The organism is Leisingera sp. G5_S3_59_S7, from assembly GCF_054968485.1.
In genome coordinates, this window is sequence record NZ_JBQKUH010000022.1 from 1 (window position 1) to 14,145 (window position 14,145).

15 protein-coding genes and 1 pseudogene are annotated in these 14,145 nt (G+C 64.7%); 12 read left to right on the forward strand and 4 right to left on the reverse strand.

The genetic code is table 11. The features are described 5' to 3' along the window. Positions 1 to 134 precede the first annotated feature (134 nt). The 12 genes from ACTRWG_RS11465 to ACTRWG_RS11520 all read left to right on the forward strand — a co-directional run bounded on the left by ACTRWG_RS11465 (position 135) and on the right by ACTRWG_RS11520 (position 10,173). On the forward strand, positions 135 to 590 hold the full coding sequence (locus ACTRWG_RS11465; RefSeq protein ID WP_027235076.1) for a universal stress protein: 456 nt from the start codon (positions 135 to 137) through the stop codon (positions 588 to 590). Between the two features lie 21 nt (positions 591 to 611). Beyond that, positions 612 to 1,211 carry a DsbA family protein gene (locus ACTRWG_RS11470; RefSeq protein ID WP_462829344.1) on the forward strand — a complete coding sequence of 200 codons (600 nt, stop codon included), beginning with the start codon at positions 612 to 614 and terminating at the stop codon, positions 1,209 to 1,211. 69 nt (positions 1,212 to 1,280) lie between these two features. Further along, entirely contained in the window at positions 1,281 to 1,847 is a 567-nt protein-coding gene (locus tag ACTRWG_RS11475) for a NifU family protein (RefSeq protein ID WP_027235078.1), read from the forward strand. Positions 1,848 to 1,868: 21 nt separating this feature from the next. Continuing rightward, positions 1,869 to 2,465: a tRNA (adenosine(37)-N6)-threonylcarbamoyltransferase complex dimerization subunit type 1 TsaB gene (gene tsaB, locus ACTRWG_RS11480; RefSeq protein WP_462829332.1), complete on the forward strand. Its 597-nt coding sequence runs from the start codon at positions 1,869 to 1,871 to the stop codon at positions 2,463 to 2,465. Beyond that, positions 2,458 to 2,883, forward strand: coding sequence for a GNAT family N-acetyltransferase (locus ACTRWG_RS11485; RefSeq protein WP_462829333.1), 426 nt, complete (start codon positions 2,458 to 2,460; stop codon positions 2,881 to 2,883). Before tsaB ends, ACTRWG_RS11485 begins: the two co-directional genes overlap by 8 nt. 155 nt (positions 2,884 to 3,038) lie before the next feature. Continuing rightward, entirely contained in the window at positions 3,039 to 4,034 is a 996-nt protein-coding gene (locus ACTRWG_RS11490; protein ID WP_259958529.1) for a BMP family lipoprotein, read from the forward strand. A 17-nt stretch (positions 4,035 to 4,051) separates the two neighbouring features. Beyond that, positions 4,052 to 4,405 carry a nuclear transport factor 2 family protein gene (locus ACTRWG_RS11495; protein WP_259958527.1) on the forward strand — a complete coding sequence of 118 codons (354 nt, stop codon included), beginning with the start codon at positions 4,052 to 4,054 and terminating at the stop codon, positions 4,403 to 4,405. Next, positions 4,402 to 5,931 carry an ABC transporter ATP-binding protein gene (locus ACTRWG_RS11500; RefSeq protein WP_259958526.1) on the forward strand — a complete coding sequence of 510 codons (1,530 nt, stop codon included), beginning with the start codon at positions 4,402 to 4,404 and terminating at the stop codon, positions 5,929 to 5,931. Before ACTRWG_RS11495 ends, ACTRWG_RS11500 begins: the two co-directional genes overlap by 4 nt. A gap of 137 nt (positions 5,932 to 6,068) precedes the next feature. Further along, positions 6,069 to 7,163: an ABC transporter permease gene (locus ACTRWG_RS11505; RefSeq protein ID WP_027235084.1), complete on the forward strand. Its 1,095-nt coding sequence runs from the start codon at positions 6,069 to 6,071 to the stop codon at positions 7,161 to 7,163. After that, positions 7,163 to 8,128: an ABC transporter permease gene (locus tag ACTRWG_RS11510; RefSeq protein WP_027235085.1), complete on the forward strand. Its 966-nt coding sequence runs from the start codon at positions 7,163 to 7,165 to the stop codon at positions 8,126 to 8,128. Before ACTRWG_RS11505 ends, ACTRWG_RS11510 begins: the two co-directional genes overlap by 1 nt. Before the next feature lie 333 nt (positions 8,129 to 8,461). After that, entirely contained in the window at positions 8,462 to 9,385 is a 924-nt protein-coding gene (locus ACTRWG_RS11515; RefSeq protein WP_027235086.1) for a sulfite exporter TauE/SafE family protein, read from the forward strand. A gap of 2 nt (positions 9,386 to 9,387) precedes the next feature. Continuing rightward, on the forward strand, positions 9,388 to 10,173 hold the full coding sequence (locus ACTRWG_RS11520; RefSeq protein ID WP_027235087.1) for a TIGR02186 family protein: 786 nt from the start codon (positions 9,388 to 9,390) through the stop codon (positions 10,171 to 10,173). A 178-nt stretch (positions 10,174 to 10,351) separates the two neighbouring features. Here the strand turns inward: ACTRWG_RS11520 and ACTRWG_RS11525 are convergent. From ACTRWG_RS11525 to ACTRWG_RS11540, 4 genes and pseudogenes are all read right to left on the reverse strand, one after another. Then, positions 10,352 to 11,089: pseudogene (locus ACTRWG_RS11525) on the reverse strand (SDR family oxidoreductase). Then, complete coding sequence (locus ACTRWG_RS11530; RefSeq protein WP_027235089.1) at positions 11,086 to 12,624, reverse strand: ATP-dependent DNA helicase; 1,539 nt, start codon at positions 12,622 to 12,624, stop codon at positions 11,086 to 11,088. The pseudogene ACTRWG_RS11525 and the gene ACTRWG_RS11530 overlap by 4 nt, the downstream one beginning before the upstream one ends. Before the next feature lie 63 nt (positions 12,625 to 12,687). Further along, a complete protein-coding gene (locus tag ACTRWG_RS11535) occupies positions 12,688 to 13,329 on the reverse strand; it encodes an acyl-homoserine-lactone synthase (protein WP_027235090.1) in 642 nt (213 codons plus the stop codon). 94 nt (positions 13,330 to 13,423) lie between these two features. Further along, on the reverse strand, positions 13,424 to 14,143 hold the full coding sequence (locus ACTRWG_RS11540; RefSeq protein ID WP_027235091.1) for a helix-turn-helix transcriptional regulator: 720 nt from the start codon (positions 14,141 to 14,143) through the stop codon (positions 13,424 to 13,426). Between the last annotated feature and the right edge of the window lie 2 nt (positions 14,144 to 14,145).

The window sequence follows — 14,145 nt, forward strand, 5'->3', positions numbered from 1 at the left end:
AGATCCTGCGGGCGCGAGAGCGCTGCCCGCCCCGGCCTAGAGCCAGTTTCCTGAAACGGCTCAAAGGCTTTGGCTCTATTGCCTGATGCGCCCGCTTGCGTCATGATCCGCGGTGGAACAACGAGAGAGCGAAAATGCGCAAATTCCTTGTGGTACTGGATGACAGCCGCGAATGCCTGAACGCGATGCGGTTCGCCGCGATGCGGGCGGCGCATACCGGCGCCGGCGTCACTATCCTGTCGGTGATCCCGCCGGACGAGTTCAACCACTGGATCGGCGTCGGCGAAGTGATGCGGGAAGAGGCCCGCGAGCGGATCCATGCGCATTTCGAAGTCTTTGCCAAATGGATGCGCGACCGCCAGAACGTTGACCCGGAGCTGGTGATCCGCGAAGGCGAGCCGGTGCCGGAGATCCTCGACTACATCGAAGGCGATCCTGAAATCGGCGTGCTGGTGCTGGGTGCCGGAACCGGCCGCAAGGGGCCAGGCCCGCTGGTCACCCAGCTGACCAAGAACTCGGGCACCCTGCCGGTGCCGATCACCATCGTGCCCGGCGATCTGAGCAAAGAGAAGCTGGAAGCGATCACCTGAGCGCGGGAAATGGCAGAGGCGATGACCGGCAGGATCACATTCTGGTTCGAGTTTGCCTCCACCTATTCTTATCTCAGCGTGATGCGGATCGGCGCGCTGGCTGCCGCACGCGGGGTTGCTGTTGATTGGAAGCCGTTCTTGCTGGGGCCGATGTTTGCCGCCCAGGGCTGGGACACCTCGCCGTTCAACATCTACCCCGCCAAGGGGCGTTACATGTGGCGCGACATGGAACGGATTTGCGCCGCACGCGGGCTGCCCTTCCGGCGCCCGGATCCATTCCCGCAAAACGGACTGAAGGCGGCGCGTCTGGCACTTGCCGCCGCGGAGCAGGACCGCATCGAAGCTTTCGCAAAAGCGGTGTTTCAGGCGCAGTTCGGCGACGGCGCGGATATTTCCAGCGACGCTGTCCTGCAGGGTTGCCTGTGCCAGGCGGGCCTTGACGAGGCGCTCAGGCTGCGCGCCCAGTCACCTGCCATCAAATCGGCGCTGCGGGCGCAGACTGATGAGGCCATTGCGGCCGGCATTTTCGGCGCGCCGAGCTTCATCTGCGGCCCGGAGCTGTTCTGGGGCGACGACCGGCTGGAGCAAGCCCTGGAGCACGCCGCAGCCGCCCGAATTTAGAATAGTTCCAAATCTTGACTTGGCGGGCCGCAGGGCGCATATCGGGGGCACGCTTAACGGAGACCCGACATGTTCATTCAGACCGAATCCACGCCCAACCCGGCGACGCTGAAATTCCTGCCGGGCCAGACCGTTCTGGAAGTGGGCACCGCCGACTTCCCCAGCTCTGAGGCTGCGGGCAAATCGCCGCTGGCCTCCCGCATCTTTGCGGTTGAGGGCGTGACCGGCGTGTTCTTCGGCAATGATTTCGTGACCGTGACCAAGGCGGACGGAGTGGACTGGGACCACATCAAGCCCGCCATTCTGGGCGCAGTGATGGAGCATTACCAATCCGGCCAGCCGGTGATGGCGGACGGCTCTTCCGATCCGGCCTCCGGCCATGCTGAGCATTCCGGCGAAGACGCCGAAATCGTCAACCAGATCAAGGAACTGCTGGACAGCCGCGTGCGCCCGGCAGTGGCCCAGGACGGCGGCGACATCACCTTCCACGGCTTTGACCGCGGCGTGGTCTACCTGCACATGCAAGGCGCCTGCGCGGGCTGCCCGTCCTCGACCCTGACGCTGAAGATGGGCATTGAGAACCTGCTGCGCCACTACATCCCGGAAGTCACCGAGGTGCGCCCGGTTGCCGTCTGACCGGCTGCGAAAGGACAACGCATGACCTCCGAACCGCTGGTTCTGGGATTTGACACATCGGCCGCGCATTGCGCGGCCGCTTTGCTGCGCGGGAACGTCCTGCTGGCGTCCCGCCTGGAAGAAATGACCCGCGGCCAGGCTGAACGGCTGATGCCGCTGCTGGAGGAGGTGCTGGCAGAGGGCGGCGCCGCGTGGGCCGACCTCGATGCCATTGGCGTCGGTGTCGGCCCCGGCAACTTCACCGGCATCCGCATTGCGGTTTCTGCTGCGCGCGGCCTTGCACTGGGGCTGGAGATTCCGGCCGTGGGCGTTGACGGGTTTGAATCCCGGGCTGCCGCAGGCACCCTGCCCGCGGTGCCCGCGCCGCGCGATCAGGTCTACGCCGCCCTGCCCGGAGAAGCGCCGCGTCTGATGCCGTGCCAGGAGGCAGAGGAGGCCGCCCGCGGCGCCGGGCTGGCGTTTGCGCCTGAGGCCAGCCCCGCGGGGATGGCCGAGGCCATTGCCCGCATCACCGCCGGGCGGTTCGGAACAGTGACCGAACCGCCTGCCCCATTATACCTGCGCTCTGCCGATGCCGCGCCGTCCAGCGATGTGCCGCCGGCACTGATTGATGGCTGACCCGCTGACACCCGAGGTCTTGGCCGCCACCCACGCCGCGGCCTTCACCCAGTCGCGGCCCTGGTCAGCGGCGGAGTTTGCCGCCCTGCTGGACAGCCCGCTGACCTTTGCCACCGGCGATGCCCGCTGCTTTGCACTGGTGCGGGTGATCGCGGATGAGGCAGAGCTGCTGACCATCGCCACCAGCCCCGCCCATCAGCGCCAGGGTCTGGCCCGCGCCTGCATGGCGGACTGGGAATCAGCCGCCCGCGCGCGGGGCGCGGCGAAGATGTTCCTGGAAGTGGCCGCTGACAATGCCCCTGCGCAGGCGCTGTACAACGCCTGCGGATTCGCGGAATGCGGGCGCCGGGCCGGATATTACCGCCGGGAAGGGGCAAAACCGGCGGATGCGATCCTGATGAGAAAAGCTTTACGCTAGGCCAGTTGCGCGGATTTCGCACCAAATGGTCAAAAAGCGGTTGACCCTCTCCCTGCCCTGCAGGCTAAATTGCCGCACCCTCTAAGGCCTGAACGGGGCCGGGCAGCGGAAAAGCCCCGCTGCATCCAACAAAAATGACAGTGGGAGTTAACCTGATGACCCTGATGAAACCGCTGATGGGCGCAGCCGCGTCGCTGGCCCTGACCGCAGGTGCCGCGCTGGCCGAGCCTGCGCTGATCTTCGACTTGGGCGGCAAGTTCGACAAGAGCTTCAACGAAGCCGCCCACAACGGCGCCCAGCGCTGGGTCGAAGAGACCGGCGGCACCTACCGTGAGATCGAGCTGCAGTCCGAAGCCCAGCGCGAGCAGGCGCTGCGCCGCTTTGCCGAGGCCGGCGCCAACCCGATCGTGATGGTCGGCTTTGCCTTTGCTGACGCCTTGGGCCAGGTGGCAGCCGATTATCCGGACACCAAGTTCACCATCATCGACATGGTGGTTGAAGGCGACAACGTGCGCTCGGTTGTCTTTAACGAACACGAAGGCTCCTATCTGGTTGGCATGCTGGCCGCGATGGCGTCGGAATCGAACACCGTCGGCTTTATTGGCGGCATGGACATTCCGCTGATCCGCAAGTTCGCCTGCGGCTATGCCGAAGGCGTCAAGGCGGCCAACCCGGACGCCAAGGTGATTTCCAACATGACCGGCACCACCCCGGCAGCCTGGAACGACCCGGTGAAGGGCTCTGAGCTGACCAAGGCGCAGATCAGCCAGGGCGCTGACGTGGTCTATGCCGCGGCCGGCGGCACCGGCGTGGGCGTGCTGCAGACCGCGGCCGACGAAGGCATCCTGTCGATCGGCGTGGACAGCAACCAGAACCACCTGCACTCGGGCAAGGTGCTGACCTCGATGACCAAGAACGTCGGCAACGCCGTGTTCGAGGCGTTCACCGACGGCGCAGAGATGGAGACCGGCTTCTCTGTTATGGGCCTGGCCAATGGCGGTGTCGGCTATGCGATGGATGAGCACAACGCCGACCTGGTGACCGATGAGATGAAGGCCGCGGTGGACGAAGCTGCTGCCAAGATCGCCTCGGGCGAGATCAAAGTGCATGACTACATGTCCGATGACAGCTGCCCGGTTCTGAGCTTCTAAAGAGAAAGCCCCAGGCCATGACGGATTCACTTCATACTCTGTTTGCGGCCTGGGGCGACCCAACCCCCGAAGGCCGTGCTGCGAAAACCGGCGCGGCGATCGGGCCCGAATTCTATTATTCCGATCCCAACACCCCCGCCCCCATCGAGGGCCGCGGCGCCTACCTGGACTATATCGCGCAGTTCAGCGCGAACATGCCGGGCGCCGAGGCCAAAGTGGTGGCCGTCACGGAACACCACGGGCACGCGCGTGCCACGGTGGATTTCCTTAAAGACGGCAACCGCATGATGCGCGGCCAGTATTTTGCCGATCTGCAAGACGGTAAGGTGGTGCGGCTGATCGGGTTCACAGGCATGGGAGAGCCCGCTTGACTGCCCCCGCCATCGAACTCAAAGGCATTTCCAAGGCCTTTGGCCCGGTCCAGGCAAACAAGGACATCTCCATCCGCGTCGCCCCCGGCACCATTCACGGTATCATCGGTGAAAACGGTGCGGGCAAGTCGACGCTGATGTCGATCCTCTATGGCTTTTACAAGGCCGACAAAGGGGAGGTCTTCATCAACGGCAAGAAGACCGAGATCCCCGACAGCCAGGCGGCGATTGCCGCGGGCATCGGCATGGTGTTCCAGCATTTCAAACTGGTGGAAAACTTCACCGTGCTGGAAAACATCGTGCTGGGCGCCGAGGACAGCGGCATGCTGATGCCCTCGCTGCGCCGCGCCCGCAAGGAGCTGAAGGCGCTGGAGGAGGAATACGAGCTGTTCGTGGACCCCGACGCCCGCATCGACGAAATCGGCGTCGGCGCGCAGCAGCGGGTCGAGATCCTCAAGGCGCTCTACCGCAAGGCGGAAATCCTGATCCTTGACGAGCCGACCGGCGTGCTGACGCCGTCCGAGGCCGATCAGCTGTTCCGCATCCTGGACCGGCTGCGCACAGAGGGAAAGACCATCATCCTGATCACGCACAAGCTGCGGGAAGTGATGGAGTACACCGATACGGTTTCGGTGATGCGGCGTGGCCAGATGACCGCGACTGTCAAGACGTCTGAGACCAGCCCCGAGCACCTGGCTGAGCTGATGGTAGGCCGCAAGGTGCTGCTGCGCGTCGACAAGGTGCCCGCCCAGCCCGGCGCCCCGATCCTGGAGATCGAGAACCTGCGGGTGGTGGACAGTGCCGGCGTCGAGCGGATCAAGGGCATCGACCTGACTGTGCGCGCGGGCGAAATCGTCGGCATTGCAGGTGTGGCCGGCAACGGCCAGTCGGAACTGCTGGAAGTGCTGGGCGGCATGCGTCCGGGCACCGGCAGCATCAAGCTGCACGGCACGCCGCTGCCGCTGAACGGTCCGGGCTCGGATGCCAGGGCGCGCCGCGACGCCGGTATCGGCCATGTTCCGGAAGACCGCCAGCGGGAGGGCCTGATCATGGATTTCCACGCCTGGGAAAACGTGGCCTTCGGCTATCACCGCGATGCCGCTTATCAGAACGGCGTGCTGATAAACAACGCCGCCCTGCAGGCCGATACCGAGGCTAAGATGGAGAAATTCGACGTGCGCCCGCCGGATCCGTGGCTGGCGGCCAAGAACTTCTCCGGCGGCAACCAGCAGAAAATCGTGGTCGCGCGCGAGATTGAGCGCAACCCGGACCTGTTGCTGGTCGGACAGCCGACCCGCGGCGTCGATATCGGCGCCATCGAATTCATTCACAAGCAGATCGTCGCGCTGCGCGATCAGGGCAAGGCGATCCTTCTGGTCTCGGTCGAGCTGGAAGAGATCCTGTCGCTTGCTGACCGGGTTGCAGTGATGTTTGACGGCATGATCATGGGCGAACGGCCCGCGGATCAGACCGATGAGAAAGAACTCGGCCTGCTGATGGCCGGTGTCGCGGGGGAGGCCGCGTGATGCAATACAAGATGACTTGCAACAAAGGCCTGCGCCTGTCCGCGGGCGGAAGCGAAGCGCCCGCCCATGGGGGCGGATGGGCGCCGGCCGGACCGCTGCGCGCTCCAGCCGTGACAGCCAAACCGGGGGCCGCGTAAATGGACAAGATGCCGAAATGGGCCGATGTGGTCCTGATTCCGCTGATCAGCCTGCTGCTGGCCGCAATCCTGTCGGCCCTGGTGATCCTCGGGATCGGCGAAGACCCGGTGGCCGCGGTCAAGCTGATGGTCGATGGCGCCCTGGGCTCCACCTATGGCTGGGGCTATACGCTCTATTACGCCACCAATTTCATGTTCACCGGCCTGGCGGTCGCGGTGGCCGCCCACGCGGGCCTGTTCAACATCGGCGGCGAGGGCCAGGCGATGCTGGGCGGGTTGGGCGTGGCGCTGGTCTGTCTGCTGATCCCTTGGCCGCATTGGACGCTTGCACTGGTATTTGCCGCCCTTGGCGCCGGGATCTTCGGTGCTGCCTGGGCCGCCATCCCCGCCTATCTGCAGGCCAAGCGCGGCAGCCATATCGTGATCACCACCATTATGTTCAACTTCATCGCCGCGGCGGTGCTGAACTATGTGCTTGTCAACGTTCTGCGCCCCGAAGGCTCGATGGACCCGGCCACCGAACGCTTCCCCGAGGCCGTTCACCTGCCCTCCCTGCATGAGCTGCTGGCCCCGATCGGCATTAACTTCTCCAAATCGGCCCCCGCCAATGTCAGCCTGCTGGTTGCCATGGGCGCCTGCCTGTTCGTCTGGCTGCTGATCTGGCGCACGCCGCTGGGCTATGAGATCCGCTCCCTGGGCAAATCCGAACCGGGCGCGCGTTATGCCGGCATCTCGTCGGTGCGCACCATCATGATCGCCATGCTGATCTCCGGCGCGCTGGCCGGGATGATGGCGGTCAACAACGTCATGGGCGAAGCGGAACGCCTGGTGCTGAACGCCACAGAAGGCGCCGGTTTCATCGGCATCGCGGTGGCGCTGATGGGGCGCAACCATCCGTTCGGCGTGTTCCTGGCAGCGATCCTGTTCGGTTTCCTCTACCAGGGCGGCGCGGAGCTGGCGCTTTGGACCTCGATCCCGCGCGAGCTGATCGTGGTGATCCAGGCCCTGGTGATCCTGTTCACCGGCGCGCTCGACAACATGGTGCGGATGCCGCTTGAGAAGATCTTCCTCGCGGTGCGGAGGGGGCAGAACTGATGGATTTCCTGACGATCATCCAGATTCTGGATTCCACTGTCCGCCTAGCCACGCCGCTGCTGCTGGCCTGCCTGGCCGGGCTCTACTCCGAGCGCGCGGGCATCTTTGACATCGGCCTGGAAGGCAAGATGCTGATGGCCGCCTTCTTCTCCGCCGCCGTCGCCGCCGTGACCGGCAACGTCTGGCTGGGGCTGCTGGCGGGCATCGCCTCTTCCCTGGTGCTGGCAGGGCTGCACGGGGTGGCGTCGATCACTTTCCGCGGCAACCAGCTGATTTCCGGCGTTGCGATCAACTTTCTGGCTGCGGGCATGACGGTGCTGATTGCCCAGGACTGGTTCCAGCAGGGCGGCCGCACCCCGTCGCTGTTCAGCGGCGGACGGTTCACACCGATCACCCTCCCCTTTGCCGACAGCCTGTCGGGCGTGCCGGTGCTGGGGCCGGTTTATTCCGAGCTGCTGTCGGGCCATTCAGTGCTGGTCTACCTCGCCTTCCTGGCGGTTCCGGCGACTTGGTGGATCCTGTTCCGCACCCGGTTCGGCCTGCGCCTGCGCGCAGTGGGCGAGAACCCGGCAGCGGTGGACACCGCAGGCGTTTCGGTGGTCGGCCTGCGCTACGGCGCAGTGATGATCTGCGGCCTGCTGTGCGGCATCGCCGGCGCCTATCTGGCCACGGCGCTGCAGGCGGGCTTCGTCAAGGACATGACCGCAGGCCGCGGCTTCATCGCCCTGGCGGCGCTGATCTTTGCCAAGTGGCGGCCCTGGCACGCAATGGGCGCCTGCCTGCTGTTCGGACTGCTGCAGGCCATCGCCCTGCGCTTCCAGAACATCGAACTGGGCGGCATCGTCATCCCGGTTCAGGCGATGGATGCGCTGCCTTATGTTCTGACGGTGGTGATCCTGGCCGGTTTCGTCGGCAAGGCGATCCCGCCCCGCGCCGGCGGCCAGCCCTACGTCAAGGAGCGCTAAGCTCCGCAAGAAACCCTTGGAATGCCCGGCCCCGCGCCGGGCGTCTCTTTTCCGGACTGATCCCAGCCAGTGTCTTTCCAGGCGCAAGGGCCGCGGCAGCAGCGGCGCGCAGGCGCCGTTCGCCCTTGGCGCGGTAAAGATACAACTTCCCTCGACCTGTCCCCGGGGTCTCCTCAGCGAAAAATCCCTTGCGCCGCCTGCGGGCGCGGGGCCCTGCCCGACCAGTGCAGAGCGGCCACAGTTGAGTCCAGTTTGATGCGTCAAATCAGTCCTGCACGCTGCACAGCGGCATAGATCATTGATTTTTGAACGGTCTGCGGTCTAACAAAGATCATGCAGATATACCTTCCCATAGCTGAGGTCTCGGTCAATGCCTTCCTTCTTCTGGGCCTCGGAGGAATGGTGGGTGTTCTCTCAGGCATGTTCGGAGTTGGCGGCGGCTTCCTGATGACGCCGCTTTTGTTCTTCATCGGCATCCCGCCCGCGGTGGCGGTGGCCACCGAAGCGAACCAGATTGTCGCCTCTTCCTTCTCCGGCGTGCTGGCGCATTTCCGAAGGCGCACGGTCGATATCAAGATGGGGCTGGTGCTGCAGGCCGGCGGCCTGCTGGGCGCGGCGCTTGGGGTGGTGGTGTTCAACTACCTCAAGGCGCTTGGCCAGGTCGATCTGCTGGTCAAGCTCTGCTATGTCGTCTTCCTGGGCGTCGTCGGCGGGCTTATGTTCATCGAAAGCCTGAACGCGATCCGCAAATCCAAGAAGGCAGGCGGTGCAGCGCCCGCCCCGCGCCGCCAGCGCGGCTGGGTGCATGCGCTGCCGTTCAAGATGCGCTTCCGCACCTCCGGCCTCTATATCTCGGTGATCCCGCCGATCCTGGTTGGCGTCGCGGTGGGTATCCTGGCAGCGATCATGGGGGTTGGCGGCGGCTTCATCATGGTGCCTGCGATGATCTATATCCTCGGCATGCCGACCAAGGTGGTTGTCGGAACCTCGCTGTTCCAGATCATCCTGGTCACCGGCTTTACCACCATGCTGCACGCCACCACCAACTATACCGTGGACATTGTGCTGGCGGTTCTCTTGCTTATCGGCGGCGTAGTCGGCGCCCAGATCGGCACCCGCATCGGCGTCTACCTCAAGGCCGAACAGCTCCGCATCCTGCTGGCGCTGATGGTCATCGCGGTCTGCGTCAAGCTGGGCCTCGACCTTTTGCTGCAACCCTCCGAGATTTTCTCGCTGGGTGAGCCCGGGGGGCACTGATCATGCGCAAGCTGCTCCTGTCCGCGCTGACCGCCGCCGCCCTGGCCCTGCTGCCGCACTCCGCAGCTAAAGCCGGCAAGGAAGAGGTCGTGCTCGGTCTCAGCCAGGACCGGGTGGCGATCACCGCCACCTTCGACGGGTCGGAAATCCTGGTGTTCGGGGCGGTGAAACGCGAAACCCCGATCCCGCAGGACGACCCGCTGGAAGTGGTGGTCGCCGTGTCCGGCCCGGCCCCCTCCGTCATGGTGCGGCGCAAGGAAAAGAAACTGGGGATCTGGGTCAACGTCGACAGCGTGCTGGTCGACTCCGCTCCGGCGTTCTATGCCGTGGCCACCAGCGCCCCCTTCGACCAGGTGCTGACCGACACCGAAGACCTGCGCTACCGGATTTCGATCAAGCGCGCGATCCGCTCGGTCGGCGCCGCCATGCATATCCGCGGCGCCCAGGCCTTTGCCGATGCGGTGGTGCGGATCCGCGAGAAGAACGGGCTTTATTCCCTGCGTGAAAACACGGTGGCCGTGGATGAGCAGACCCTCTTCCGCACTGCCATCGAAATGCCCGCGGATCTGACCGAAGGCAGCTATCTGACCCGGATCTTCCTGACCCGCGGCGGCGAGGTGGTGTCGAGCTATGAGACCACAATCGACGTGCGCAAGGTAGGGCTGGAGCGGTTCCTGTACTCGCTTTCGCGCGAGCAGCCGTTCCTTTACGGCCTGATGTCGCTGGCGATCGCCGTTGCCGCCGGCTGGGGCGCCTCCGCTGCCTTCAGCCTGCTCAGGAACCGCTAAGAGGGGCCGGCCCCTCTTGGCCTTGCGGCCAATTCACCCCGGAGTATTTGCTGCAAAGATGAAGCCTCTGCGGCCCGTATGCAGCAGCGCCGCCGCCGCAGGCCCGCTGCGCGCCAGCGCAGCGCCACGTCCAACGGGAGCGGCGCATCTGCGATGCGCCAGCGACGGGCGGGAGCGCTCAGCCGCGGCCGATATAGGGCATCTTGGTGGCCATCACCGTCATGAACTGCACATTGGCCTCCAGCGGCAGATTGGCCATGTGCAGCACGGATCTCGCCGCGTCCTCCACCGCAAATGTGTGCATCGGCTCTCCGTCCGGGTTGGCCTCAGCGTGGCGCTGGCTCAAATCCTCCACCATCGGGGTGCGGGTGTTGCCGAAGTCGATCTGGCCGCAGGCGATATCAAAGGGGCGGCCGTCCAGCGACAGGCTTTTGGTGAGGCCGGTGATTGCCGCCTTGGTGGCTGCATAAGGCGCTGAATGGGGCCGCGGCACATGCGCGGCAATGGAACCGTTGTTGATGATCCGCCCGCCCTGCGGCGACTGCTGCCGCATCTGGCGGAAGGCTGCGCGGGCTGCCAGGTACATGCCGGTGAGGTTCACGTTCACAGACGCGAACCAGTCGTCCAGCGGGATCTCGTCGATAGTGCCCGGCGGCGTAAAGATGCCCGCATTGTTGAACAGCACATCCAGCCGCCCGGCCGCCATGGCAAAGCTGTTCACCGCATGATCCACCGCTGCCGGATCCGAGACATCGGCGGGCAGCACCTAGGCGTTCGCAAAGCCCTGCGCTACCTCCTGCAGCTTCTCTGCCCGGCGCGCCACCAGGCCCACCTGCCAGCCCTCGGCCAGGAACAGCTCCGCCACGGCACGGCCGATGCCGGAGCTGGCGCCAGTGATCAGGATCGAATGGCTCATGCGGGGGTGTCCTCCTGTGCTTCGAGCGTGAGTGCGGCAGCAGGCATGGCTTTGAGATCGTCCACCGGCAACGGGCCAGTGGGCTTGGCGAGGCGGTTGCGGACGACCCAGATCAGCCGCTCCTGCGCGCGGGTGATGGCGACATAGGCCAGCCGCTTCCACAACGGTTGTCCCGCCTCAACCCGGCCCATGCGGGCGGCCGCGTAGATATCCGGGGCAAAGACCTGGGCGGTGTCCCATTGCGAGCCTTGCGCCTTGTGGATGGTCACTGCTGCACCGTGCAGGAAGGTCGCGCCCATGCGGGCCGCGTAGGGGATGAAGGGCTCTTCCTCGTCCGGTTTTTCGATCTTCACGATCGAGGCGGCAGAGACCTGCGGGTCCTCAGCCCCCATCACGTGCAGGCGGGAGAAGCCGGGTTTGCGGCCGGGGCCGAGAAAGATCACCTGCGCCCCTTTGATCAGCCCTCGGGCCTCCAGATCCAGGCGTTTCTTGCGGTGCTTCATCGGCAGTTCGATACCGTCGCAGATCAGCGGCTCGCCCGCGATCAGCTGATCCTCCGGCGCGCCATGCACAGCGCGGAAGGCGTTGATCAGCCGGATGCGGGTGTTGTTGCGCCAGACCAGCACCGGCGAGCGCGCCATCAGATCGACCTCCACCCGCTGCCCCCAAACCACACGGTCGTCGCGGCGGGCGGTGTCCTCCACCATCCGCTCGAAATCCTCGAACCCAAGCTGCGGGTCGGCCAGCGCATGGGCCAGGTCCAGGATCGGGTTGCCTGCCTCCTGCCGGTGGATGCGGTTCAGAACCAGCTGGCGCGGTTCCGGCAGGGTTTCGAACACCATGGAGCCGGACTGGTTCACCGGCGCCAGCTGTGCCGGGTCGCCGAACAGGATCAGGTTGGGAAAGATCTCCTTCAGATCCTCGAACTGGCGGTCGTCCAGCATCGACGCCTCGTCGATAAAGCCGATGTCGAGAGGATCCTCGCGCCGCTTCCAGCCGGTGATGAAATCCGAGCCGCGCAATCCCGCAGCCGCCAGCGCGCCGGGGATCGACTTGTTCTTCTCATAGAAGGCCGCAGCACGGGCCAGCGCCTCCTCGCTCAGGCCTTCGATGTCCGGCTGTTCCCCCTGCCCCGCCAGCCATTCGGCAATACGCTCATACTCCGGGTCATATACCGGGGTATAGAGGATGCGGTGGATGGTGGTGGCGGGCACGCCGCGCAGGCGCAGCACGCTGGCGGCCTTGTTGGTAGGTGCCAGGATCGCAAGCGTGCGGCGGTCGTCGCTCTTCTTGCGGCTTTCATAGTCGCCGGAGACGATCTCAACCCCGGCCTGTTCCAGCGCCTTGTACAGCTCAGCCAGCAGCAGCGTCTTGCCCGATCCGGCCTTGCCGATCACCGCCATCACCCCGGCATCGCCGCGGGGCGGGTGCAGCAGCCCGTCATCAAGATCCACCCCCGCGTTGCGCAGGAGTTCGGTCACGCTGTCATAAGCGGCGGCCTGGTCATCGGAGAACTGTACGGGCAGAGCTGTCATGGCGCGACCCTACAGCCGCGGCGCCGGGTCCGCCAGAGGATCCGGCCCCGGTTTGCGCAATGTTCAGGCGCTGAGCGCCACCGGGCCGGACGCGCCGGCACCGCCGAAGGAGCGGTCGAACCACAGCTGCGACAGCTCCGGCGGGATGCCCGCCTTGCGCGACACGCTGTGATAGGTGTCTTCGGCATATTCCCAGAAGCCCATGCAGATGGGATTGCGCCCCCCGCCCTGGGTGCCGGTGATTTCAGGCGCGAAGCCCAGGTTGCGGAACGCGCGGGCCGTGTGGCGGTAGAACACCCCCGTGTAATGGGGAACGTCGAAGTTGCGCATGATTTCCAGGCTGCCAAGCATCAGTCCTGCCGCGATCCTGCCCTGCGCCTTGCGCGACAGGCAGAACCGGGTGCATTCCCAGATCAGCGGGCTGCAGATGGGGACGCCGCCGCAGAGATCCAGGAAGATTTCATTCACCATCACCCGGCCGGTGGTCGGCAGAAACCGCATGGAGCCGCCGTGGCTGCCGTCGGGCATTTCCCAGATCATGTAGAGCGGGTCCAGTTCGTCGTACTGATCCCGCTCCTCGCCGTTGGCATTCACCTGCACATCCCAGCCAAGCCGCGTTTTGAACTGATCGGCCCGGTCCAGGAACATTGAATGAGCCAGGTCCGCATGGTTGTGAAGATCGTGGCCGTATACGTAGCGCAGCATGGTGTATTCCCCTTTTGGTAGAAAATCAGGGGAAGGATACGACCATTAGGATCGGCGTCGGAGAAAATTTACACCTTAAGAGGTAGCGATACCGTTAAACCACAATCAAACCGAGACTTACGGCCCGGGCAATGGCATGTGTGGTGTTGATCGCGCCCAGTTTGAAGCGGGCGCTTTCGATATAGACCCGCAGGGTATGCTCTGAGATGGCCAGGGTTTGAGCCACTTGTGCCCGGCTGTAGCCGATCGCCAGAAGCGTGAGCGCGTCAACTTCCCGCGGCGACAGCGGCTGCGCTTGTTCTGCACTGCGGGAGGGTTCCAGCTCCAGCACTTTGCGGTTGAAATAATGCGCCACCAGAATGAAATCGCGGTTGTATTTCGCGATCAGCTTTTCCCAGGCGGCGTCGTCGCAATTGTGGCTGAGCGTGAAGAGCGCGAACTGGCCGTTCGGCCCCCTGATGGGAATGGCATAGCCCTGATTGCCCACGCCATGCTCCCGCGCGTCTTTCAGGAACTCGCGGGCCGGTTTGGGGTTCCAGTCCAGACGCTTCCAGTCCACCGGGTGAAAGCGCTGGTAGCAGCCCACCACAACCGGATCGACCCGCGAGTAGGCCTTGTCCAGATAGCGTTCTGTCCAGGCCTTGGAATAGGTGCCGAAATAATAGTGGTTTCCGGCGGTTTCGACCCAGAGGTACATTGCATGATCGACGCCGAACACCTCGCAGACCTGCTCAACGATCAGCTGAAGGCCTTCCAAGGTTTCAGTGGCGTCAAGCGCCTCCAGAATGCGGTCGAGTTCTGCTTTGTATGCCATGA

Coding starts and splice junctions, on each gene's coding strand:
- ACTRWG_RS11465 (WP_027235076.1), top strand. CDS start 135: ATGCGCAAATTCCTTGTGGTACTGGATGACAGCCGCGAATGCCTGAAC.
- ACTRWG_RS11470 (WP_462829344.1), top strand. CDS start 612: ATGACCGGCAGGATCACATTCTGGTTCGAGTTTGCCTCCACCTATTCT.
- ACTRWG_RS11475 (WP_027235078.1), top strand. CDS start 1,281: ATGTTCATTCAGACCGAATCCACGCCCAACCCGGCGACGCTGAAATTC.
- tsaB (WP_462829332.1), top strand. CDS start 1,869: ATGACCTCCGAACCGCTGGTTCTGGGATTTGACACATCGGCCGCGCAT.
- ACTRWG_RS11485 (WP_462829333.1), top strand. CDS start 2,458: ATGGCTGACCCGCTGACACCCGAGGTCTTGGCCGCCACCCACGCCGCG.
- ACTRWG_RS11490 (WP_259958529.1), top strand. CDS start 3,039: ATGACCCTGATGAAACCGCTGATGGGCGCAGCCGCGTCGCTGGCCCTG.
- ACTRWG_RS11495 (WP_259958527.1), top strand. CDS start 4,052: ATGACGGATTCACTTCATACTCTGTTTGCGGCCTGGGGCGACCCAACC.
- ACTRWG_RS11505 (WP_027235084.1), top strand. CDS start 6,069: ATGGACAAGATGCCGAAATGGGCCGATGTGGTCCTGATTCCGCTGATC.
- ACTRWG_RS11510 (WP_027235085.1), top strand. CDS start 7,163: ATGGATTTCCTGACGATCATCCAGATTCTGGATTCCACTGTCCGCCTA.
- ACTRWG_RS11515 (WP_027235086.1), top strand. CDS start 8,462: ATGCAGATATACCTTCCCATAGCTGAGGTCTCGGTCAATGCCTTCCTT.
- ACTRWG_RS11520 (WP_027235087.1), top strand. CDS start 9,388: ATGCGCAAGCTGCTCCTGTCCGCGCTGACCGCCGCCGCCCTGGCCCTG.
- ACTRWG_RS11530 (WP_027235089.1), bottom strand. CDS start 12,624: ATGACAGCTCTGCCCGTACAGTTCTCCGATGACCAGGCCGCCGCTTAT.
- ACTRWG_RS11535 (WP_027235090.1), bottom strand. CDS start 13,329: ATGCTGCGCTACGTATACGGCCACGATCTTCACAACCATGCGGACCTG.
- ACTRWG_RS11540 (WP_027235091.1), bottom strand. CDS start 14,143: ATGGCATACAAAGCAGAACTCGACCGCATTCTGGAGGCGCTTGACGCC.